The 21,714-nt window shown below is 41.3% G+C and carries 21 protein-coding genes and 1 other RNA gene; 6 read left to right on the top strand and 16 right to left on the bottom strand.

Features of this window, described 5'->3' with window-relative positions; all coding sequences use genetic code 11:
- Positions 1 to 104 precede the first annotated feature (104 nt).
- The 6 genes from ssrS to SB660_RS15020 all read right to left on the bottom strand — a co-directional run bounded on the left by ssrS (position 105) and on the right by SB660_RS15020 (position 2,857).
- Positions 105 to 290: non-coding RNA, 6S RNA (gene ssrS / locus SB660_RS15045), on the bottom strand.
- Between the two features lie 132 nt (positions 291 to 422).
- A complete protein-coding gene (locus SB660_RS15040) occupies positions 423 to 923 on the bottom strand; it encodes a TraR/DksA family transcriptional regulator (RefSeq protein WP_410583133.1) in 501 nt (166 codons plus the stop codon).
- 92 nt (positions 924 to 1,015) lie between these two features.
- On the bottom strand, positions 1,016 to 1,663 hold the full coding sequence (locus SB660_RS15035; protein WP_058014907.1) for an SDR family oxidoreductase: 648 nt from the start codon (positions 1,661 to 1,663) through the stop codon (positions 1,016 to 1,018).
- Positions 1,664 to 1,840: 177 nt separating this feature from the next.
- Positions 1,841 to 2,179, bottom strand: coding sequence for a PH domain-containing protein (locus tag SB660_RS15030; RefSeq protein WP_024422682.1), 339 nt, complete (start codon positions 2,177 to 2,179; stop codon positions 1,841 to 1,843).
- Positions 2,180 to 2,457: 278 nt separating this feature from the next.
- Positions 2,458 to 2,595 (bottom strand): DUF4025 domain-containing protein, encoded by a 138-nt coding sequence (locus SB660_RS15025; RefSeq protein WP_223250615.1) that lies wholly within the window; start codon positions 2,593 to 2,595, stop codon positions 2,458 to 2,460.
- A 49-nt stretch (positions 2,596 to 2,644) separates the two neighbouring features.
- A complete protein-coding gene (locus SB660_RS15020; RefSeq protein WP_058014906.1) occupies positions 2,645 to 2,857 on the bottom strand; it encodes a DUF6501 family protein in 213 nt (70 codons plus the stop codon).
- Positions 2,858 to 3,069: 212 nt separating this feature from the next.
- Between SB660_RS15020 and SB660_RS15015 the strand changes: the two genes are divergently transcribed.
- The 4 genes from SB660_RS15015 to SB660_RS15000 all read left to right on the top strand — a co-directional run bounded on the left by SB660_RS15015 (position 3,070) and on the right by SB660_RS15000 (position 8,442).
- Positions 3,070 to 4,554, top strand: a complete 1,485-nt coding sequence (locus SB660_RS15015; protein WP_058014905.1) for an aldehyde dehydrogenase family protein — start codon at positions 3,070 to 3,072, stop codon at positions 4,552 to 4,554.
- Positions 4,555 to 4,656: 102 nt separating this feature from the next.
- Positions 4,657 to 6,531 (top strand): terpene cyclase/mutase family protein, encoded by a 1,875-nt coding sequence (locus SB660_RS15010; RefSeq protein WP_339162815.1) that lies wholly within the window; start codon positions 4,657 to 4,659, stop codon positions 6,529 to 6,531.
- Positions 6,524 to 7,345, top strand: coding sequence for a superoxide dismutase (locus tag SB660_RS15005; RefSeq protein ID WP_268497053.1), 822 nt, complete (start codon positions 6,524 to 6,526; stop codon positions 7,343 to 7,345). The genes SB660_RS15010 and SB660_RS15005 overlap by 8 nt, the downstream gene beginning before the upstream one ends.
- A gap of 146 nt (positions 7,346 to 7,491) precedes the next feature.
- Entirely contained in the window at positions 7,492 to 8,442 is a 951-nt protein-coding gene (locus tag SB660_RS15000) for a bile acid:sodium symporter family protein (RefSeq protein ID WP_268497051.1), read from the top strand.
- Between the two features lie 34 nt (positions 8,443 to 8,476).
- On the opposite strand, the gene odhB is transcribed toward SB660_RS15000, so the two are convergent.
- The 7 genes from odhB to cdaS form a co-directional block, all read right to left on the bottom strand.
- Complete coding sequence (odhB, locus tag SB660_RS14995) at positions 8,477 to 9,733, bottom strand: 2-oxoglutarate dehydrogenase complex dihydrolipoyllysine-residue succinyltransferase (protein ID WP_058014901.1); 1,257 nt, start codon at positions 9,731 to 9,733, stop codon at positions 8,477 to 8,479.
- A 14-nt stretch (positions 9,734 to 9,747) separates the two neighbouring features.
- Positions 9,748 to 12,582 (bottom strand): 2-oxoglutarate dehydrogenase E1 component, encoded by a 2,835-nt coding sequence (sucA, locus tag SB660_RS14990; protein WP_058014900.1) that lies wholly within the window; start codon positions 12,580 to 12,582, stop codon positions 9,748 to 9,750.
- A gap of 224 nt (positions 12,583 to 12,806) precedes the next feature.
- Positions 12,807 to 14,723: a vWA domain-containing protein gene (locus tag SB660_RS14985; RefSeq protein ID WP_061408219.1), complete on the bottom strand. Its 1,917-nt coding sequence runs from the start codon at positions 14,721 to 14,723 to the stop codon at positions 12,807 to 12,809.
- An 11-nt stretch (positions 14,724 to 14,734) separates the two neighbouring features.
- The gene (locus tag SB660_RS14980) at positions 14,735 to 15,613 is read right to left on the bottom strand and encodes an ATP-binding protein (protein ID WP_003215912.1); all 879 of its coding nucleotides are present in this window, start codon (positions 15,611 to 15,613) and stop codon (positions 14,735 to 14,737) included.
- Positions 15,614 to 15,702: 89 nt separating this feature from the next.
- Positions 15,703 to 16,281 (bottom strand): superoxide dismutase family protein, encoded by a 579-nt coding sequence (locus SB660_RS14975; RefSeq protein ID WP_058014898.1) that lies wholly within the window; start codon positions 16,279 to 16,281, stop codon positions 15,703 to 15,705.
- A 75-nt stretch (positions 16,282 to 16,356) separates the two neighbouring features.
- Complete coding sequence (locus tag SB660_RS14970; protein WP_058014968.1) at positions 16,357 to 17,682, bottom strand: C40 family peptidase; 1,326 nt, start codon at positions 17,680 to 17,682, stop codon at positions 16,357 to 16,359.
- 405 nt (positions 17,683 to 18,087) lie between these two features.
- Positions 18,088 to 18,714: a sporulation-specific diadenylate cyclase CdaS gene (cdaS, locus tag SB660_RS14965; protein ID WP_058014897.1), complete on the bottom strand. Its 627-nt coding sequence runs from the start codon at positions 18,712 to 18,714 to the stop codon at positions 18,088 to 18,090.
- A 78-nt stretch (positions 18,715 to 18,792) separates the two neighbouring features.
- Between cdaS and SB660_RS14960 the strand changes: the two genes are divergently transcribed.
- A complete protein-coding gene (locus SB660_RS14960) occupies positions 18,793 to 18,918 on the top strand; it encodes a hypothetical protein (RefSeq protein WP_003215647.1) in 126 nt (41 codons plus the stop codon).
- Positions 18,919 to 18,976: 58 nt separating this feature from the next.
- Complete coding sequence (locus tag SB660_RS14955; protein WP_144462876.1) at positions 18,977 to 20,338, top strand: MATE family efflux transporter; 1,362 nt, start codon at positions 18,977 to 18,979, stop codon at positions 20,336 to 20,338.
- Between the two features lie 44 nt (positions 20,339 to 20,382).
- Here SB660_RS14955 and bshB2 read toward each other — a convergent pair whose 3' ends face one another.
- Genes bshB2 through SB660_RS14940 form a run of 3 tightly spaced genes read right to left on the bottom strand, consistent with a single transcriptional unit; the run spans position 20,383 to position 21,695 of the window.
- On the bottom strand, positions 20,383 to 21,048 hold the full coding sequence (gene bshB2 / locus SB660_RS14950) for a bacillithiol biosynthesis deacetylase BshB2 (protein WP_012010261.1): 666 nt from the start codon (positions 21,046 to 21,048) through the stop codon (positions 20,383 to 20,385).
- A gap of 18 nt (positions 21,049 to 21,066) precedes the next feature.
- Positions 21,067 to 21,417 carry a YojF family protein gene (locus tag SB660_RS14945; RefSeq protein ID WP_012010262.1) on the bottom strand — a complete coding sequence of 117 codons (351 nt, stop codon included), beginning with the start codon at positions 21,415 to 21,417 and terminating at the stop codon, positions 21,067 to 21,069.
- Entirely contained in the window at positions 21,414 to 21,695 is a 282-nt protein-coding gene (locus tag SB660_RS14940) for a hypothetical protein (RefSeq protein ID WP_339162822.1), read from the bottom strand. The genes SB660_RS14945 and SB660_RS14940 overlap by 4 nt, the downstream gene beginning before the upstream one ends.
- Between the last annotated feature and the right edge of the window lie 19 nt (positions 21,696 to 21,714).

Below are 21,714 nucleotides of genomic sequence, written 5' to 3'. Positions count from 1 at the left end.
CATTTTAACACAGATTCTTGGCTCTACAGGCGATCAGTCTAATTTCGTCTTTTCACAAAATAAAAAGCCATTTTCCGAAATGGAAAATGGCTTGAATCATCCTAGGAAAAGCTGCGGATGCCGTAATCTAAGTAAGAAAGTTTTAAACCACCACTCCTCAAAGTGGGTGTTTGCAGAAACGTTCCTGTCTTCCTCTCTAAGGAGGCATGACATTCCGGCTTCAATATAAAACTCCCTATTACAGCTTAAAGGTTAAAACTTAATTAACATTACGCGCATCGCAGCCTTTAAACTATATTACACGAAAGTTTATTAAATTTCAAGAGATCTTTTTTCTATGAAAGACTCGTGTATACAAGAGATTTGTCCTTGTACATATAAGAAAAAATTATTCTGAAAAAATGTAAAGTTCACTAATTATCCTATTTTTCTTCGTCTATGTCAACATCCTGCTCTTCCTCTAATCGTTCATACGTATCTGAATGCATCTGATCCATAGTTTGTCTATTTGTTAAATCACGCATTTGATCAGAGAAATTACGATCAAACTCGTTTGGATCTTGAGTGGTTTCTTCGTTTTTCTTCGCATCGATTGAATAACGTGTATAGGGAACTGCTTTTAAACGTTCATATGGAATGTCTTTCCTTGTTTTCTCACAAATCCCATATGTTCCGTCTTCCATTCGTTTCAGTGCTGCATCAATTTCAGCTTCAAGCTGGCCATCAACTTGGTCCAGCGTTTGTTCGGTCATGCGGTCTAAATAGATGCTCCCATGATCAGCGATATGGTTCCCAACACCATTTGAAATCTCGCTCGATTCACTTAGCATAGATTCTTCTTTCTTTTTTGACCCTTTTACATCTTCCTTTAATTGATTCAATCTTTCGTATAAATCAGCTTTTTGTTCTTTCGTTAAGCCCACGGTCAATCACTCCTTTCTTATTACCTTCCCGATGCTAACGAAATGAAAACATCAAAAAAGCCGCTGCCTGATTGGCAGCAGCCTTTCTTCTCTTACAGGATGCGAAGTGCTTCTTCTACTGGCTTATCCCCTTTAATTAAGTCAAAGGATTTATTTTTCACATTGGATTCTGTTAAGCTTTCCACAAGTACAGCGGCTACGTCCTCTCTTGAAATCTCAATGTTTTGATCATCTGGAATATGCTCTGCAGCTTCGATCTTTCCTGTCTTTTCCTCATGCAGCAAGGCACCTGGACGGACAATGGTATAGGAAAGCCCAGACTGTTTTAAGTGTTCATCTGCTTTTCTTTTTGCCTCATAATAAATTTCCATACTTCCTTGCCCTTTTCCCTGGTTTGGATCATCGGCATTATAGGAACTCAGCATCACAAAATGCTGAATATTTTCTTTTTTTGCTGTGTCAACAAGACGTTTTGCACCTTCTTGATCCACTGCAATCGTCTTATCTGCACCTGTTTTTGAGCCTGAACCAGCTGCAAAAATGACAGCATCTGCTTGTTTCACAGCATCTGTCACATCCTGTTCAAGATCACCGATGACAGGCGCTGCACCAAGTTCTTTTAGCGCATCCGCTTGTTTTTCATCTCGAATGAGAGCAAGCGGCTCATGTCCTTTTTCTTTTAAATAACGAATAACGAGTCTACCTGTATGTCCATTTGCTCCTGCAACTAATACTTTCATTGTTCATTCTCCTTTCTGTATCTGTTTCATCTTTATCCTTTTTTGCTATCATTCAAACACCTAAACAAAAAAGCCCTTCCCAGAAAATATGGGGAAGGGTTCAGGAAATGTGCGATCTATGAAAATAAATACGAAGAATGAGAAAAGTGCATGTGATCTATGTAATCGCAAGGTTGATCAGCAAAGATGTTTTGTCAAAATGGCTTGCACATCACTCAAATCCGTCTCTTTCGAAAAATCGAGTTCAAATACTTTTGAGCTTGTGACAAGCAGCATACCTGTGTCCTGATCAAACACGCCAGCTTCTTGAATGGCAAAACTTTCAATTGATCGATACGGCAAGGAGACCCTGACTTTCTTCTTAGAAAATACGCGGTTATCGCCAAAGATCAGTCGTTTATTGGTGAAACAAATTTGGTCGTGACGCAGTCTGTAAACAGCTTCAATTCTCTCCCCTTCAATTAGTAAGGATTCGAATTTCTTATCATTTTGTTTACTGACAGAAAAAATACCCACGTAAACCCCCTCTTCCTCCATCAAATTCCTTTATGAAAAAACGGCCACACGCTCTGTGGATACGTTTTGTTCTCACTTATAGAATACGCTATAAATGGTCGTTATTCCATTACGAATAGATTAAATTTCATTTAACTTTTTCTTTTTGATTCGATGCTCTTTCCTCTACTTATTTAGACTGTTAAAGCAGGAAAAAAGTTTCAGTTCTTTTTGAGAAAAATGGTTGAGTTGTGGCCAATAAAAAAACAGTGATTTTTTCAAATCACTGTTTAGAATGACTATTCGTCTTTTGGTGTTTCAATGGTTCCCTCGGCATATACATCGGAAATCTGCTCAAGCGTAATTGCCATATCAGCATCTTCGTTATCATGCCAAGCATTTTGTTGATTCTGCTCATCTGTTTGCTTCTTTTTCATCATCATCACCCTTTACTGTTTTTCTTAGTATGAGTGATGATCACCAAAATCATTCAGCAGAAATGGCTTCGAAATACTCTTTATAATACCCGCCTACTTTACCTGTATTATCAACGACAAACAGGAATTCTTCTGTTTCATTTTTCACTTCATATGTGCTTCCAGCCGTTAGTGCACGGTCGACCATATATTTTTTCGCATTCGTATGTATACATTTTACTTGTTTTAACGTTTGAGCTGTTTGCCAGTTTTGATGGATCATGATTTAAAAACTCCTTTTTTCATCTATATATTTATTGTAGCCAATTTTTCATGAAATGCAATGAGTGTTATGGATTGCTTTCAAACATGTGGTGTAATATGATGAATGTATACGTTTACATCCATGTGCGTATACTAGATCATTTACTCAAATCCGCTTTTTCACCTAGAACTCGCAGAACAACCCATATCTTTAAGGAGGTTTGTTTATTTATGAGCTCTACAACACTTCAAATTAGTTCAAAACTCGAATCTTTTCTCCAAGGGACGAAAAAACTCTACATTAATGGTCAGTTTGTCACAAGTCACGATAACAAAACCTTTTCAACTCCTAACCCAGCCACAGGTGAAACCCTTATTGATGTATATGAAGCAGGTGCAAAAGACATTGATGAGGCAGTAAAAGCAGCCAAAAAAGCCTTTCATGGTCCTTGGCGCTCCATGTCTGCCGCAGAACGCGCCCGCCTCATGTTTAAGCTTGCCGATTTAATGGAAGAAAACCAAGAAGAGCTCGCTCAGCTCGAAACTTTAGATAACGGAAAGCCAATTAATGAAACAACCAATGCAGACATCCCTCTCGCAATCGAGCATATGCGCTATTATGCGGGCTGGACAACCAAAATAAGCGGACAAACCATTCCTGTCAGCCAAGGATATTTTAATTATACCCGTCATGAGCCTGTTGGCGTTGTAGGACAAATCATTCCTTGGAACTTCCCGCTGCTTATGGCCATGTGGAAAATGGGTGCTGCACTTGCGACTGGCTGCACCATCGTGTTAAAACCAGCAGAACAAACACCCCTCTCTGCGCTTTATTTAGCTGAATTAGTAGATAAAGCCGGCTTCCCAGAAGGTGTGATTAACATCGTTCCTGGATTCGGTGAAACAGCTGGGAACGCCTTAACCGATCACCCTGATGTAAATAAGCTTGCCTTCACGGGGTCAACAAGTGTTGGGAAACTCATCATGGAGAAAGCAGCCAAATCCATTAAGAGGGTCACATTAGAACTTGGCGGAAAATCACCAAACATTATTTTGCCAGATGCCGATTTAAAGAAAGCTATTCCAGGTGCTTTAAATGGGGTCATGTTTAACCAAGGTCAGGTATGCTGTGCAGGTTCTAGGGTTTTTGTTCACCGGAGCCAATATGATGAGGTTGTCGATCAAATGGCTGAATATGCGACATCCCTCAAACAAGGAGCTGGTCTTCATCAAGATACGCAAATCGGACCTCTTGTCAGTAAAGAACAGCATGAGCGCGTGTTAGGCTATATTGAAAAAGGTAAATCAGAAGGTGCAACAGCCGTTGTCGGTGGCGATTGCCCTTATGAGGCTGGTTATTTTGTCTCCCCTACTGTTTTTAAAGATGTAGAAGATGACATGACCATCGCAAAAGAAGAAATCTTTGGACCTGTCCTATCTGCAATTCCTTACGATTCCATTGAAGAAGTGGTCGAAAGAGCCAACCAGTCTGACTATGGATTAGCAGCAGGACTTTGGACAGAAAACTTAAAACATGCCCATGATATTGCTGCACGTCTTGAAGCAGGCACGATTTGGGTCAACTGCTATAACGTTTTTGATGCTGCCTCCCCGTTTGGAGGATACAAGCAATCAGGTCTTGGCAGAGAAATGGGATCATACGCCCTTAACAACTATACAGAGGTCAAAAGTGTGTGGATTAATCTCCAAGACTAATGACGCCTTTAAAGCCGGTGACCATGTCATCGGCTTTTTTGTGATTGCATGTGACAGGCAGGCTCCTGAATATAGTAATAAAGGAAAGGAGCATGGCCGAATATGCAAGATTTCAAAATGAAAGTAAACGAATATATTGATGAATTGCACATGCAACTGCAGCACAGACAACGAGAAGATGGCGCTTTTGTCTTCTGCTTTGAAGGACCAATGATGACAAATGCTTTTTTGATTATGCTCTTAAAGGCTGTCGGCGATTCGGATCAGGCTTTGGTTCATCAATTAGCAGAAGCAATTCACGAAAAGCAAAATGAGGATGGTTCTTTTTCTTTGTATCATGATCAGGCGGGACATGTAACCGCGACTGTGCAAGGCTACTGCGGGATGCTTGTGTCAGGCAGGTATCAACAAGATGAGCCGCATATGGAAAAAGCAGCACATTTTATTCGATCAAATGGCGGTCTGAAGGACGTTCATTTTATGACAAAGTGGATGCTTGCCGTCAATGGCATGCACCCTTGGCCATACTTCTATGCACCACTTTCATTTTTACTCATCCCTACATACTTCCCGCTTCACTTCTATCATCTTAGTGCATATGCAAGAATTCATTTTGTCCCAATGATGATTGCACTCAACAAACGATATACCTCACATGAACCGTTTCCAAGCTTAGCACATCTTGATGCAAACATGTCTAAAAATCCTTTTGACTGGTTTATGGCAAAAGAAGAACGTTCCACTCACCAATTTCTAACATACATGCGGTCGTATACATCACTCGACAGACGGTTCGACTTTTTCGGGTATGAGGCAGCGAAGAGGTATATGTTTGACCGCCTTGAAAAAGATGGAACGCTGTACAGCTATTTAAGTGCCAGTATTTTTATGGTCTATGCACTCATGAGTCTTGGATACTCTCCAGGACATCATCTCATTTTAAAAGCAGTCAAAGGGATGAAACAGCTAGTCACTGACTGCGGGGGCATGAAATATGCTGAGAATTCTACATCCACTGTTTGGGATACAGCCCTTGTCAGTTATGCTTCTCAGCGGGCAGGCAGAACACAAGGTGATCCAGTGATCAAAAAGTCTTTTACGTACTTACTGAACAAGCAGCAAATGAAGAAAGCAGATTGGGCGGTCCATAACCGGCATGCGGCTCCGGGAGGCTTTGGTTTTTCAGATTTGAATACAAATAACCCAGATTGTGATGATACGCAGATTGTGTTAAAAGCCATTCCTCAAACTTACGCTCCCGTTCAGTGGAAACGAGGATTTGATTGGCTTCTTTCCATGCAAAACCGAGATGGCGGCTTCTCAGCTTTTGAAAAAAATCAAGATCACTTCTTGCTTCGTCATCTCCCGCTCGAATCTGCTGAGGACGCGGCCATTGACCCTTCTACTCCTGATATTACAGGTCGTGTGCTTCATCTTATCGCTCTTGAAGATAGCAGCAAGTCACCACTCATGCAAAGGCAAAAAGATCATTGTGTGAAATGGCTGCTTGATCATCAAGAGAAAAACGGATCATGGTTCGGCAGATGGGGCGTTTGCTATATTTATGGTACTTGGGCTGCGTTAACAGGTCTAAAGGCTGCTGGCATCCCCTCATCGCATCCTGCTGTTCAAAAAGCATGTCGATTTTTAAAAACAAGTCAATTAGAAGATGGCAGCTTCGGAGAATCGTGTAAAAGTGCAGAGGTTAAAAGATACGTCTCGCTTCCATTTGGAACAGTGGTTCAAACAGCTTGGGCCGCTGAGGCACTTTTACAATACGAGCAGCCAGATGACAAAGCAATTTTAAAAGCCATCTCATTTTTGATTCAACATCAGCACTCGAGTGAAGCCTTACACTATCCAGTAGGCATTGGTCTTCCAAAGCAATTTTACATCACCTATCATAGCTATCCATATGTCTTTCCAATGATGGCTTGTTCCACATTTTTAGAAGAAATGAGGCGTAAAAATGAATAAGGAAGAATATCGCATGCAGCTTAAAGAATGGCTTAGCTCCATTCAAGATGCAATTCAAGATGACAACCTCCGCCAGAAAGCAGAACATTTATCGTTCATCATGAATGATGAACATTCCAGTGAAGGAGAGTGGTATGAATTAGCCGAGAGTATTGCAGAAGATATCATCCCACAAGATGCTACTCGGGATGTGGCAGCTGGCGGCCACAAATTACCCCCTCTCCCTTACCGCTATGATGCACTAGAACCGTTTATTTCAAAAGAGATTATGTATTTGCATCACCAGAAGCATCATCAATCATATGTTGATGGTCTGAACCAAGCTGAGCTTGCCTTAAAAAGAGCGAGAAGAACCAATGATTTTAAAATGATCAAGCATTGGGAACGGGAGCTTGCCTTCAATGGTGCGGGACACTATTTACATTGCATTTTTTGGTTTTCTATGAGCCCTTCAGGCAAACGAAAGCCCACTGGGCAAATGCTTCGTCTTATTGAACAATCATTTGAAAGCTATGATGCATTCAAATCCCAATTTTCTGCTGCAGCCAAACAAGTAGAAGGTGTTGGCTGGGCGATTCTTGTTTGGGCGCCCAGATCTCAGCGATTAGAGATTTTACAAGCAGAACGCCACCAATTTTTATCACAATGGGATGTGATCCCTCTTCTAGCTCTTGACGTATGGGAGCACGCCTACTATCTGCAATATCTGAATGAAAAAGCGACATATGTAGATCGCTGGTGGAATGTCGTTGACTGGCGTGAGCCAGAAGCACGACTTAAGCAAGCTCAGCAAGTGAAATGGACCCCATTTTAAAACGCTACTCCATGTAGGCATTTGCTTATATGGAGTATTTATAGTTTACATAATATTATTATCAACACTATAAGAATGGGGTTGTTTTTTCAGAAAATTCATTTAAAATAGAAAAGATATGTAAAGAAAGAGAGTTGAAGCAATATATGAAGATTCTTTTATCTATTAGTCACTTTGCAGGTAGGACCTTTGCGATTTGGGTTCTTGTCTTTGCGTTTCTTGGATTTGCCTTTCCTGCGGAATTTTCAAAAATCGGACCTTATATTCCTTTTTTACTCGGTATCATAATGTTTGGGATGGGGCTGACATTATCCGCTGAAGACTTCAAAGAACTGTTTCGAAAACCTCTTTATGTTCTGATCGGGGTACTGACGCAGTACACACTCATGCCGCTTCTCGCCTTTTTATTAGCGTACGGACTAAGGCTCCCGTCCGAAATCGCAGTAGGAGTTGTTCTCGTAGGCTGTTGCCCAGGCGGTACAGCATCGAACGTTATGACCTTTTTGGCGAAAGGAAATACGGCATTATCTGTAGCCGTCACCACCATATCGACCCTTCTTGCTCCCTTTTTAACACCTGTCTTTATTTTACTCTTTGCAAGATCATGGCTACCTGTATCGCCGGAAGCACTATTTTTGTCAATTGTACAAGTTGTGTTGATCCCTATTATCTTAGGCGTCATCGTTAAATTATTTTTCAAAAAACAAGTAACCTATGCAGTTCAAGCATTACCGCTTGTGTCTGTCGCCGGAATCGTAGTGATCATTGCAGCGGTTGTCAGTGCAAATAAAGAACAGATTCTTCAATCTGGGCTGCTAATATTGGCCGTTGTGATCTTACATAATGGACTTGGTCTTTTATTTGGTTACCTTATTGCAAAGTGGTTCAAAATGGATATTCCTTCTCGAAGAGCCATCTCGATTGAAGTAGGCATGCAAAACTCTGGACTTGGTGCAGCTTTAGCAACAGCACACTTCTCTCCACTTGCAGCCGTACCAAGTGCCATTTTTAGTGTGTGGCATAATTTATCCGGTTCCTGGCTTGCGACATATTGGTCAAAAAGAGGAAATGCTGAAAATGAAAAGAAAAAAAGCTAGCACCCATTAAGGTGCTAGCTTTTCAAATGAAAGATTATCCTTCAAGCAATAGCTGCTCTGGATCTTCAAGTAAGTTTTTAATCGTGACAAGGAATCCAACTGCTTCTTTACCATCGACAATCCGGTGATCGTAAGAAAGAGCTAAATACATCATCGGGCGGTTCTCAAAACGTTCTTCATCAATTGCCACAGGTCGAAGCTGAATTTTGTGCATCCCTAAAATTCCAACTTGAGGACTGTTTAAAATTGGTGTTGAAAGCAGTGAACCGAATGTTCCGCCGTTTGTGATCGTGAATGATCCACCTTGTAGCTCATTTAGAGACAATTTGTTATCTCTAGCTTTTTTCGCAAGATGACCAATTTCCTTTTCAATCCCTGCAAACGACAATCTGTCTGCATCACGAACAACCGGTACGACAAGTCCTTCATTAGCAGCAACAGCGATGCCGATGTCATAGAATTTCTTCAAGACAAGCTCATCACCTTGAATTTCTGCGTTAAGCAGCGGATATTTCTTCAGTGCTGCTACAACGGCTTTTGTGAAGAAAGACATGAAGCCAAGTTTTACATCATTTTGTTCAAGGAAGGCATCTTTACGGCGTTTTCTTAAGTCCATCACAGCCGTCATATCTACTTCATTAAATGTCGTCAGCATTGCAGCCGTTTGCTGAACCTCAACTAAACGTTTAGCAATCGTTTGTCTGCGGCGCGACATTCTCTCACGTTCAACTGGCTTTCCTTGTTGTTCATTTTGCACCGCAGCATTTGCTTTTGGCGCGGCTTTTGGTGCACTTGCAGGTGCTTCATTCTTTTGATAGGAAGCGACATCCTGCTTTCGTACCCTGCCCAGCGGATCTACGGTTGGAATTTCAGATAAGTCTAGTCCCTTCTCTCTCGCTAGTTTTCTAGCTGCAGGAGAAGCGATGGTTCTGCCATTACCAGATTTCGGCTCTTCTTTCACTGCTTCTTCTTTTTGAGCAGCTGCCGGTTCATCTTTCGGAGCTGGTGCAGACTCTTGCTCAGGTGCTGGAGCTGCGGACTCGCTTCCGCCAGCTTCACCCGCTGCAATTGTTCCGATGACTTCTCCAACTTGTACAGTGTCACCAGAATCTTTCAGTACTTCTTTGAGTACACCAGATTCTTCGGCTGTCAGTTCGACATTGACTTTATCTGTTTCAAGTTCTAACAGGTATTCTCCCTGCTCCACATAATCGCCCGGCTGCTTGAGCCATTGAGCTATCGTTCCTTCCGAGATCGATTCCGCTAATTCAGGTACTTTAATTTCCGCCATTTTTCATTTCCCCCTTAGTTTTTGCGAGTCAAGCTATCAGATACAATTCGTTCTTGTTCTTTTTTATGCACAGTTGGATCACCCTCAGCCGTACTTGAACGTCTTCTTCGGCCGATGTAACGTACTTTTACTTTTTCAGGCGCAATTTCACGTAAATATGGCTCAATATATCCCCAAGCCCCCATATTTTGTGGCTCTTCTTGTGCCCATACGATTTCTTCTAAGTTTGTTAGTTTTGATAATATCGCTTTAATATCTTTGGCTGGGAATGGATATAGCTGTTCCACTCTCGCAATGTGAAGCCAATCTTTCGGCTCTTCCATTTGAGTAAAGCGATCACTAATATCGATTGATACCTTCCCGCTAGATAGCACGAGGCGCGATACTTTTTCGTGATCATGCACAAGGCCTGGTTGTTCAAGAACTGGTTGGAACTGTCCATCCGTTAATTCCTGGACTTCAGACAATGTGTTCGGGTTACGAAGCAGACTCTTCGGTGTCATGATGACAAGCGGACGAATCTCTTCACGAAGCAGCATTTTCGCCTGTCTTCTAAGAATGTGGAAGTATTGCGCTGCACTTGTGAGGTTCGCCACTGTCCAGTTATTCTCAGCAGCTGATTGCAGGAACCGCTCTGTTCTTCCACTTGAATGCTCAGGACCTTGTCCTTCATATCCATGAGGCAAGAGCATCACTAGACCTGATTTTTGTCCCCATTTTGCGCGTCCAGCTGAAATAAATTGATCGAAATACACTTGAGCCGCATTTGCGAAGTCTCCAAATTGAGCCTCCCAAATGACTAACGTTTCAGGAGAATAGACATTATAACCATATTCAAACCCGATGACTGAGCCCTCTGACAGTGGACTATTATGAACAGTAAATGATGCGTTTGCATCACTCAGCTCATGAAGAGCAATAAATTCATTTCCAGTTTGACTGTCGTGAAGAACAAGGTTTCTTTGAGCAAAAGTACCGCGCTCTGAATCCTGTCCGGTCATCCGAATTGGCGTACCGTCTTTTAATATAGATGCAAATGCAAGTGCTTCTCCAAGTGACCATTCTACTTTACGGTCATCTGTAAACACTTTTGCACGTTTTTCAAGGATCCGTTTAAGCTTACCAAATACTTGGAAATCGTCCGGCCAGCTGATCAATTCTTCATTCAGCTTTCGTAATACATCAAACTCTACGGATGTATCCACTGCTGGGAAGCCATTTGATACTGGTTCTGGCAGTTCAATTTCATGAATCGTATGCTCTTTCTTTGAAGGCACTTTTTGATAGGCTTCTTCTATTCTTGTCGCTACAGCCTGCTCGATTTCTTCACGCTGCTCCTTCGTTAGAAGACCTTCTGTGACAAGTTTATCTGCAAAGATATTCTTGACCGTTTTGTGCTTTCTGACGGCATCGTACAGCATCGGCTGAGTCGTAGAAGGCTCATCCATTTCGTTATGACCGTATCTGCGGTAACCGATCAAATCAATTAAGAAATCCTTCTTAAAGCGTTTGCGATATTCTACAGCTAATTGAACAGCCGCTAAACATGCTTCTGGATCATCTGCATTGACGTGAACAATTGGAATCTCAAACCCTTTTGCAAGGTCACTTGCATATTTCGTTGAGCGAGATTCATTACTTTCCGTCGTAAATCCGATCATATTGTTTGCAATGATATGGATTGTTCCGCCCACTTGATAGCCTACAAGTTGACTTAAATTTAATGTTTCTGCCACAATTCCTTCTCCAGGAAATGCCGCATCACCATGAATTAAGATGGCTAGAGCCTTTTCAACGTCTTGTACTGGATAGCCCTTTTGAGTACGTAATTCCTGAGCGGCACGTGTGCTTCCTTCAATGATTGGATCAATGAATTCCAGGTGACTTGGGTTATTAGCAAGCGTGACTCTCGCACTCTTTGTATCTTCGTCTTTAATTTGACGATCTGCTCCAAGATGGTACTTTACATCACCTGTCCACCCGTAGCTGATGCCAATAGAGCCTTCTGATGGAACAAGCTCTTTATTTGGCGCATGCTGGAATTCCGAAAAAATAATCTCATATGGTTTTCCTAACACATGTGCTAATACATTTAAACGGCCTCTGTGTGCCATTCCAATGTTAATATTTGAAGTCCCTTGTGTAACAGACTCTGAAATAATTTCATCAAGTACTGGGACAAGTGCGTCTAATCCTTCTATCGAGAAGCGCTTTTGCCCAACAAATGTTTTATGAAGAAACTGTTCGAACTGCTCAACTTCTGTTAATCTCTTGAATACAGAAACTAGTTTATCGGCTGGTTTTTTCTTAAATAGTTCACCAGACTCGATTGATTTTGAGAGCCAGTTGCGTTCTTCGAAATCATGTACGTGATCAAACTCAAATGAAATGGTACGCTTATACGTATTTCTCAAATGGTTAATGGCTTCTATGCCGTTTGAAATGTGTTTTGGTGCGTCAGGACTAATAATAGATATTGGTATATTCTTGACGTCTTCTTCTGTTAAACCGTACTCCTTTAAAGGAAACAGCTCTTGTAATTCCTTTTCTTTGCGAAGAGGATTGACGGAAGCATTTAAATGGCCATACGTTCTGATGTCTTCTGCCAGTTTAACGACTGATGCTATCTTTTGGATTTGTTCAGAAGTAACTACGCTATTTTCTTTTTTCCCAATTTCCTCCTTCATTTCACTCGGTGGTGCACCAAGTTCATCAAATATGCCTCTTAGATCTTCATCAACACTAGTAGGATCCTGGACATACTGATCGTAGAGCTCGAGCACATAGCCGAGGTTCGGACCATGAAATTCTTCCCAACTCAACGGTTGTTTCACATCATTTTGAAACATTTTGAACACTACCCCCAACTTTGATCATCAAGTGATTGAACACTATCTCGATATAACTTCCAGAACACAATGACCAAATTTATGTAATAAAACGCTTCCAATAATATTCTACCACTGTTTCGGATTACTTTCTACATTCTTTGTTCAATTAAAGATAAAAAATTCACAGAAAAACAAAAAATTTAAATCATTCCGAAAAATATTTTGAAGAAAGGGGCAAAACCTTATGCCCCAATGCTTTTATGCAGTAATTTCTTCAGTAACGGATATAAAACATCTGGCAATGTATCGACATCTGGTACAAAAATGCTGAACTTGCCATACATATCTTGAATCGTTTTCATCTGTGCTTCTTCGATCGGTGAATTGGATAAAAACACATTGATTACCTCAATGCCTTTTTTCCTCGCCTCAAGAACTGCTTCATGTGTATCGACAATCCCATTTTGTTCGTAGCTGAATGCAGCTGGCTCTCCGTCGGAAAAAACAATGAGAAACTTTTGCTCTTCTCTTCGTTTTAATATCATTTTTGTCATTTGGCGAATCGCATAGCCGTCCCGGTTATCCTCTTCTGGTTCAAGAGACATAATGGAAGGACCTGCATCAAATAAAGAATCTTTGAACGACACGACTGTGTTGAAATAGTTCGGCTGACTTGTTTCTGATGCATCGTTTGTATCTTCCCAAAAACCCACAATTTGATGTGGGACTTGAACTGACTTCAAGGCTTCATGAAATAGAACAATGCCTTTTTTCGTTTCATCCATCTTGTCAAACATGCTGGCAGAACAATCCACTAATAAAGTGAAAACAGCATCAATCTCCGAAGAAGGTGCCTGTTTTTTATAGAAAAGACGCGGATTTGACTCTGTAAAATAACGAATGAGCTTTTTACTCAGACGTCCTGCATGAAGGTCCGTTTTTGGCCATGTTTTTTTGTGTTCAAGTGTTTTTTGAATCATCTGTTTTAAGCGTTTCTGATAAGGCTCAATCTCCTTGGCGTGCTGCTTGTATACGTCGATTTGTTCTGGCGCGGGAGGATCTGGTGAAATCATGACTGGAAATGCATATTTGTTCTCTTTTCCATTCTCATGAGCATCCGCCCCGCTTTCTTCGCCTTCAGCCTCTTCCAGCGCTTCAAGCTTTGAATAATCTTTTCGGTGAGTCTGCTTGGCAGAGCCTTGGACAGTGCCAAGTGCTTGATCTCCGTCATCGCCTTCTCTTGCTGCATCCTTCCCGAGATCACTTTTCCCTCCGTGCTCTAAATCAAATTGAAGGAAGCTTTTTGACGGCGCTTCTGTTTCTCGATGCCACACTTCCATATACTCTTGATGGATGTCTTCATCGCCCTCTTTTTCCCTGTCTACTTTGATGTCTTCACTTAGTTTAGGTTTTCTTTTCAAGTCATGAAACAGCGGTTCTTTTGCCGCTTTTTCATAGTCCAATTCTGGGAAGAAAAAGTACGTATTCAGCATATCTTTATCAAGAAGCTCATCAAAGCCTTCCATTAATTCTTTGACGATGACTGCGATATCTCCGGTTGAACGCGCTTCATATACACGCTCAAGACTTGATTCAATAAACGGAATCATCGGGTTGATCCGCTCGTGAAGTGGCGGAACTTCTTCCAACGGCGAATCCGCTGTCAGCTTCACATACATTGCACAATAAAGTGCATCGGTTAAAATGCTCCGCTCTTGGTTAATCGTTAATTGCGTCTTAAAATGACGCCGGTAAAGTTCTCTTCTTCGTTTAAATACCTTTTTTGTTCCTGGGCGGTCACGTTTAATCCGCTCTTCAATCCGGATATCTTCAAAGAGCATGAACAGTTGTTTACATAGGTCAGGAATGGACAATGTATGAGCATAGCGAATGATTTCCTGAAAGACAGTCAGATCACTATAAACGGTTCCTACTGCACGGAGGAATACATCACTTTTCAGTCCGGCTGTCATGTCTTCTTGTTTGCGGTCATCCCAAAAATGACTGATGAAAATTTTCTTTTCAAAAGGATCATAGTAGGACTGCACACCGTATTCAAGCTCGACATCATCACTTTTTGCTAACGTTTTGGCTAAATCCGTTAATTCCATAAATAAAAATGAATCGATTCTGCTGTCATTAAATTTGATGAATTTCAAAACTCAGAACCTCACTCGAATAATGTTTGGGCAATATTTCTTACCGCTGCTTTTTCCCGGTCATCTTCTAGCTTTTCAACAATCCCTCGTTCAACTGCACGAAGCGGCGGGATGTATTGCGCAAGATCACATGTGTCTAGGAGTGCGCGAATGGATGCTGCTTCTTCACTTACCTGCCCGTTGTGCGCCTGTGTAATGAGGTCTGATGAGAGCTGCACGAATTGATCGATTAATCGTTCATCCTTTAATACAGATTGAGATTGCAGTACATCCTTTAAGATGCCGCCGCCGATATATGGAACGTCAATGACAACAAAACGATTTTTTAACGCTTCATTTAGAGGCACTGTACCGACATAGCCTTCATTGATGGCCGCAATCACGCCAAAGCCTTCATCTGCTCGAACGACCTCGCCTGTAAATGGATTTGTCATCATTTTTCTGTAGTCGAGTACACCGTTTAAAATAGGCAGAGTTTCTGGCTTCGCCATGTTGATTTCATCAATATATAAAAGATGGCCTTTTTTCATTGCTTTCGTTACAGGTCCTTCAATAAATTCAATAGAAGCAACTTGACCATCATTGTGAATGGTTTTATAGCCAATCAAGCTTTCTGCATCAAGATCAACTGAGCAGTTCACACTGTGCATCGGCTGCTGAAAGAAAGCAGATAAAGTTTCTGCTAGTTTTGTTTTACCTGAACCGGTCGGCCCTTTTAAAAGAACGTTTTTGCCGAGTGCTAGTGCAATCATCGCATCTTGTATGATAGACGTGTCCTGTGATTCATAGCCGCCTGTTCCAATAAGCGGACGGAATTCTTCTTCTAGTCCTTTTGCTTTTGCTTCAATCATTGCTTGAATTTCTTCTGGGAGTGATTGTTCGTTAAACATGTATGATTAATTCCTCTCTTCGATCATTTTCCTCACCAAGTATACTAAAAAAACCTTTATGCACTCAATACATAAAGGCTAGACATCTGTTATTTTACCATTTCTTTTGTGATTGCTCCGCAGGCGATGCGTTTCCCTGAGTTTCCAGAAGGGTTGCTTAAGTAATCATCTGCTTCTGCATGAATGATAAAGCTCCGCCCATTTTGATCAATTAATTGGGTTGGTCCTCCCTTTAACGTCACATCTGGTACATTTACGACAACATCAATCTGTCCATCTGCCCCAACTTCTAAATTAGGCATATCTCCAGCATGATGACCCTTTGGGTTGTCAAAGCCATGCTCCCGGTGTGTTGGATTAAAGTGAGCCCCTGCCGTTTCAAAATCTGGCGCTTCACATCTTCCAGTTTCGTGAATATGGAAGCCATGAGGACCTGGCGGCAGGTTTTTCGCTTTCACATGTAAATCCAGCCCGTTTTCTGAGGATTCTCTTACTTCGATGCTCCCTATTTTTTGCCCGTTTTCATTGATGAGTGACGTGGTAACTAGTGCTTGTTTAGGTGCTGCAACTTCAATGGTTTCTTCTGTCGTTTCTTTTTTCGGCGGTGCATGACAAGCTGTTGCAACAAAGACCAGACTCATCATGATCAACCACACTGACTTTTTCATATGATTGCCCCCTTTTGATATCAGTATGGACAACCTGATCAATAGGCAAACAAAAAAAGCCGAAAATCGGCTTTTTTAGAAGAAACGTTTTGCACCTAAATAGGCTTTTTTCCAATATGGGTTGCTCAAGTTCGAGATCCCCACACCGCTGTCACTTGCATGAAGGAAATCTCCTCCGCCAAGATATAGTCCCATATGAGATGGACCCGCTTTGTACGTTGTGAAATAAACAAAATCGCCAACTTGAGGTGTGCTCACTGGTGTCATCATACTCCAGTAGCCTGCTGTGCTTAATCTCGATACAGATGAAACCTTGTTAATGAGATAATAAACAAAGCCGCTGCAGTCAAATCCAGATGGTGTGTTGCCGCCCCATCTGTAAGGAATGCCTGTCAGTTTTTTGCCTTCTTGGATCATCGTAGTGATTTTTGCATTCATCGGCACATCGTTTTTGTTATTGTTCACTGGAGTTGTCGAGCCGTTGGACGTAGAACCATTCGATCCAGTTGAGCCTGAAGCTGCACCATTAATTTTGAGAACTTGTCCAATTCTAAGCACATCGCTTTTTAAGCTGTTAGCTGTACGGATGGATTGAACTTGCACTTTAAATTGATTCGCAATCTTCCATAAAGAATCTCCTGATTTTACGGTATAAGATGTCGCTTTCCCGCTTGAAGACTGGTTACTGTTAGAAGGCGGGTTGCTTGGTTTTGCAGGGGCTTGGGGCTGACTTGGTTTTGATGCAGCCGTCCCTTTTACTTTCAATACTTGATTCGGATAAATCGTATCAGATTTGAGCCCATTCAATGTTTTGATTTCACCAATCGTCATATTGAGCGAATTCGCAATTTTCCAGAGAGAATCCCCTAATTTGACCTTGTATGTACTTGATGAAGATGAACTATTTGAGTTCGTTGTCTTATTGTTCGAGCTGGAATTTGAAGAGGAGTTTGATGACTGGCTCCCGCTTGTCTTCGTGCTTCCAGATACCTTTAGCTTTTGTCCAGGACGAATCAAGTCACTGTTTAAGCTGTTTAGACTTTTTAAGCTTGCAACTGACATTTTATGATTGTTTGCAATGAGCCATAAAGAATCTCCAAGCTTTACAGTGTAGCTTGATGTCGTTGAAGCATTTGATTTTGTTGCTTTTGAACCTGTTGAAGAACTGGATTTTGTGCTTTTTGCGGCAGGAATTTTCAAGCTTTGTCCTGCAAAAATCATCGTCGTTTTTAGTTGATTAAGAGATTGCAGCTCCGAAATACTTGTATTGTACTGTTCGGCAATCTTCCAAAGTGAGTCACCGCTTTTCACCTTGATCGTCTGTGCTTCTGCCGGTGCAGCAAACACAGCTGAGCCAGCGATCGCTGAAACTGTGAGGCCGGTTACTACTTTTTTCTTCATAGATAAATCTCCGCCTTTCATGATTTCATCCAATAAGACTTATGTACTAGTTTTAAGTTTCGCATTAAATGATTCTGCTTCTCTTGCACTATTTTATCTTTATTTCTATTATATTACTCGACATGTAGACGTTGGGCAATAACAAATAGGCTAAAGCAGTCAACTCAAAATGCTAAAACTAAGCCATATCGTTTGTATCGGCAGTTTACTGTATTTATAAACATTTTTTAAGGAATTTTTAAGTTGACGTTTAGAAATTTGTCAAAACAAGCACGCTGCTAGTTTCATAGTTCTATTCTACATGACAAATTTTTCTGTATCAAATGACTTTTTACTTAATTGCCTGTTTTTTCTCCTCGAATGAAAAAAGCATCCTTCCGAATGAAGAATGCAGCGATTGATTTTTTATTTTCTGATTTCAGGTTCTTTTACAGTGAGCGGATAAAGGACTCCTTCTTTCGCAAATGACATTTTCCCTGTTTCCTCTGAAACGACGAGAACAAGTGCATCGGTCATGCCAGAGAGTCCAATTGCAGCCCTGTGTCTTGTCCCGAGAGAAGGACTGACTTTTTTTGAAGTAAGCGGCAGCACATTTGCCGCAGATACGAGCGTATTTTCTTTGACTAAAAGCGCACCATCATGAAGTGGATTTCCTGGGTAGAAAATGCTTTCGATTAATGAAGCACTTATTTTCGCATGAAGATTTGTCCCTCTTTGAATAAAATCCTCAACCTCATCCCGCCTTTGAATCACAATCAGTGCCCCGTGCTTTTGTTTTGATAAGTTCTCAATGGCTAAAGAAAATTGAGCAAATCCGGGTGTGTATTCTTCCATATACGATTGTAAATAAAATGAGGAAGCCTCTGCATGCATTGCATTAAACTCATCATGTAATGACTCGAGATCACAAAGTAGACATTGCTCAATCTCATCAAGGGAATCAATAATGTCACTTGCATCCTTCATAATTTTCATCAAGTGTGTTCTCATGCCCACTTTAAATTGCACTTCTTCATTCGTACGATTGATCATTTGACCTTTTCCCTCCTCTTTTTCGTTGTCATAAAATAACAAATGATGCGCATGCTATTGTTATGGAGGTGACTTAATATGACCATTCAGAAAGTGATTCAATATGCTTGCAGCATTTTAGGTGTTGTCAGTCTTTCCTTTATTTATGCCCAAATGTTTAAAAAAACGAAGCCATCTAAGAAAAATAATCCGACAGAGAATTGATTTTTTTACATAGCATGATATAATCCTCTCGTTATTTCTGTTCAGAGAGGAACTTATGATGAGAGAAACAAATAGCATTCGAGCTAAGGTGACACTATTTTTAACCATTTTGATTCCGATTTTAATCACTCAAGCGGGTCTTTCACTTATTACGTTTTTAGACACCGTGATGTCTGGAAAAGTGAGTGCAGAAGACCTTGCGGGTGTGGCGATCGGTTCAAGTATTTGGACACCCGTTTATACAGGGCTTGCTGGTATATTAATGGCCGTTACGCCAATTGTCGCTCAGCTGATGGGCGCAGGGCATAAAAAAGATGTTCCCAAGGCTGTCTTTCAGGCGATTTATTTATCCTTTCTTTTAAGTATTTGTGTGATTGCGATTGGGACAATTAGCATCCCTTACGTATTAGGGGGACTTGGACTTGAGCAATCCGTAGAGGATATTGCGCAGCATTTCTTACGTTTTCTTGCTTTTGGTATCATTCCGCTATTTGGTTATTCGGTGCTCAGGTCATTTATTGATGCATTAGGAAAAACACGAGTGACGATGTTTATCACGTTAACAGCACTTCCGATTAACTTTGTGTTAAACTATGTATTTATTTTTGGGAATTTTGGCTTTCCAAAGCTTGGCGGCGCGGGAGCTGGCCTTGCTTCTGCGATGACGTATTGGGCAATTTTTATCATGAGTATTTGTATTGTCATAAAAGCAGAACCATTTGCCTCATTTCGTTTGTTTCAAAAACTGCCTCGACTTAATATCTCCCGTATGGGGCAAATACTGAAAATCGGTCTTCCTATCGGGTTTGCGATCTTTTTTGAAACGAGTATCTTTGCAGCAGTTACCTTATTAATGGGTCACTTTGATACTGTGACGATTGCAAGTCACCAGGCTGCGATGAACTTTGCTTCTATCTTATATATTTTACCGCTCAGTATCTCAATGGCTTTAACGATTGTCGTTGGGTTTGAAGCCGGTGCCAAGCGTTATAAAGATGCTCAAAGCTATAGCTATATCGGAATTGGAACGGCGATATTATTCTCCTTGTTTACGGCAGCACTCATTTTATTATTTAGACCAGAGATTGCTGGTTTATACACAACTGAATCGGCTGTTTTACAGATGACACAGCACTTTTTGATTTATGCGATCTTTTTCCAACTATCAGATGCCATTGCTGCACCTATTCAAGGAGCGCTGCGCGGCTATAAAGATGTCAACTATACACTCATTGCCGCATTTGTTTCATACTGGGTGATCGGCCTTCCTTCCGGCTATCTGATCGGCACCTATACCTCATTTGGAGCATTTGGTTATTGGATTGGTCTGATTGCAGGACTTGCCGCTGGTGCCATTGTCCTCTTTATCCGTCTCAGATTGATGGAAAAACGACTGCTTCAGAAAGCGCCCAACCACTAAATACGAGACAAAAAGCAGCTGATCGATGTCAGCTGCTTTTTTATTTAGTCATTCCATTGGTATGTCCAGAAAATTTCTTCATCGAACCATTTTTGGACAACAGGTTCTTTGTTTTTCAGCTTCTGTTCAAGTTCTCTCAGCATGCCTTCTGTTTGCGTTCTATGTGCTCTTAGTGCATTTAATTTGATATCTGCTACATCTGTAATGTCGATCGTAATATCTGCATTTCCAAGCACTTCTTCTCTATTTTTGGTAATAGCCATGCAGTATGTGACAGGACGGTCTTCTTTTTTCTTACGGTAAAGAGCACGAATCACCGCTTCCCCTGTCGCATCATGATCAGGATGTACACCATGTCCAGGATAAAACGTGACAATCAGTGTAGGTTTGACTTCATCAATGATGGTTTCCATCACATCAGCTAAATACTCGTCATCCTCAAATTCCAAAGTTTTATCACGCAGTCCAAGCATACGCAAGTCTGTGATATCCATTTCTTTGCAGGCATTGATTAATTCCTGTTTTCTTAACTCAGGAAGTGTTTCGCGATTGGCATATGTTGGGCTGCCCATATTTCTACCCATTTCCCCAAGTGTCCCGCATGCATACGTGACTGGGATGCCGCGTTTTCTGCTTTGTGCAATGAGACCTGCAACCCCAAACGATTCATCATCTGGGTGAGGCAGCATCACTAGTACATGTTCGTTCATGACTCGTCACCCTTTCTTCTACACCTGAAATGGTGTTTCGCTAATTTGTAATGAGATCGCTAGTTTCCCGTCTGGCAAGTGCCCTGCTAACAGCAGGCGGCCTTGGTCATCAAACTCATAATCGGTTAAGCCTTCTGCGTAAATCCAGCCATCTTCTGTTTTCATTCCAACACGGTATGGACCTTGTCCTTTTATTTTCGCCTGAGAATAGACAACTTTGGCATTGCGGATATAGGCAACGACCGTCATATTTTGTTCATTTACATGAGCTGAATAAGAACCAGTAGTCGTTTCAAGATGAACGAAGACTGGACGATTTAAAAACGATTCAAGATGTGCTGTGACATCTTCCGTTTGAATTGGTTTCATGAGTGGTTCCTTCCTTCATTTTGAATTAATTCGCGCAGCTTTTTTGTATGTAAGCTGATCAGCTGCAGTTGATGATCATGCTCAAGCTCACTTTCTAATATTCTTTCTACAGCGAGCACATATTTTTGATGAAGTGATTTTCTCGCCCTCGGATGAGTCCGCGCATCGCTTAAATCATCACAGATTGCCCCGAGTAAAGAAGACATATCATCGACATCAAGCTGACGATTTTTCCATAAAGATTGATAAGCAGCTGTAAGCTCATTGGCTGATGACATGTAATCACCTCTACAGTTT

It is taken from the genome of Bacillus sp. SIMBA_005, assembly GCF_046535585.1.
Taxonomy (GTDB): Bacteria; Bacillota; Bacilli; order Bacillales; family Bacillaceae; genus Bacillus; species Bacillus pumilus.
Note: the sequence above shows the minus strand (reverse complement) of the source record. Positions and strands in the feature narration are given on the sequence as shown.

Coding starts and splice junctions, on each gene's coding strand:
- SB660_RS15005 (WP_268497053.1), top strand. CDS start 6,524: ATGAATAAGGAAGAATATCGCATGCAGCTTAAAGAATGGCTTAGCTCC.
- SB660_RS15010 (WP_339162815.1), top strand. CDS start 4,657: ATGCAAGATTTCAAAATGAAAGTAAACGAATATATTGATGAATTGCAC.
- SB660_RS15025 (WP_223250615.1), bottom strand. CDS start 2,595: ATGAAAAAGAAGCAAACAGATGAGCAGAATCAACAAAATGCTTGGCAT.
- SB660_RS15000 (WP_268497051.1), top strand. CDS start 7,492: ATGAAGATTCTTTTATCTATTAGTCACTTTGCAGGTAGGACCTTTGCG.
- SB660_RS15035 (WP_058014907.1), bottom strand. CDS start 1,663: ATGAAAGTATTAGTTGCAGGAGCAAATGGACATACAGGTAGACTCGTT.
- SB660_RS14970 (WP_058014968.1), bottom strand. CDS start 17,682: ATGAAGAAAAAAGTAGTAACCGGCCTCACAGTTTCAGCGATCGCTGGC.
- SB660_RS14945 (WP_012010262.1), bottom strand. CDS start 21,417: ATGAAACCAATTCAAACGGAAGATGTCACAGCACATCTTGAATCGTTT.
- sucA (WP_058014900.1), bottom strand. CDS start 12,582: ATGTTTCAAAATGATGTGAAACAACCGTTGAGTTGGGAAGAATTTCAT.
- SB660_RS14940 (WP_339162822.1), bottom strand. CDS start 21,695: ATGTCATCAGCCAATGAGCTTACAGCTGCTTATCAATCTTTATGGAAA.
- SB660_RS14975 (WP_058014898.1), bottom strand. CDS start 16,281: ATGAAAAAGTCAGTGTGGTTGATCATGATGAGTCTGGTCTTTGTTGCA.
- SB660_RS14980 (WP_003215912.1), bottom strand. CDS start 15,613: ATGTTTAACGAACAATCACTCCCAGAAGAAATTCAAGCAATGATTGAA.
- odhB (WP_058014901.1), bottom strand. CDS start 9,733: ATGGCGGAAATTAAAGTACCTGAATTAGCGGAATCGATCTCGGAAGGA.
- SB660_RS15015 (WP_058014905.1), top strand. CDS start 3,070: ATGAGCTCTACAACACTTCAAATTAGTTCAAAACTCGAATCTTTTCTC.
- SB660_RS15020 (WP_058014906.1), bottom strand. CDS start 2,857: ATGATCCATCAAAACTGGCAAACAGCTCAAACGTTAAAACAAGTAAAA.
- bshB2 (WP_012010261.1), bottom strand. CDS start 21,048: ATGAACGAACATGTACTAGTGATGCTGCCTCACCCAGATGATGAATCG.
- cdaS (WP_058014897.1), bottom strand. CDS start 18,714: ATGATCAATCGTACGAATGAAGAAGTGCAATTTAAAGTGGGCATGAGA.
- SB660_RS14955 (WP_144462876.1), top strand. CDS start 18,977: ATGAGAGAAACAAATAGCATTCGAGCTAAGGTGACACTATTTTTAACC.
- SB660_RS14960 (WP_003215647.1), top strand. CDS start 18,793: ATGACCATTCAGAAAGTGATTCAATATGCTTGCAGCATTTTAGGTGTT.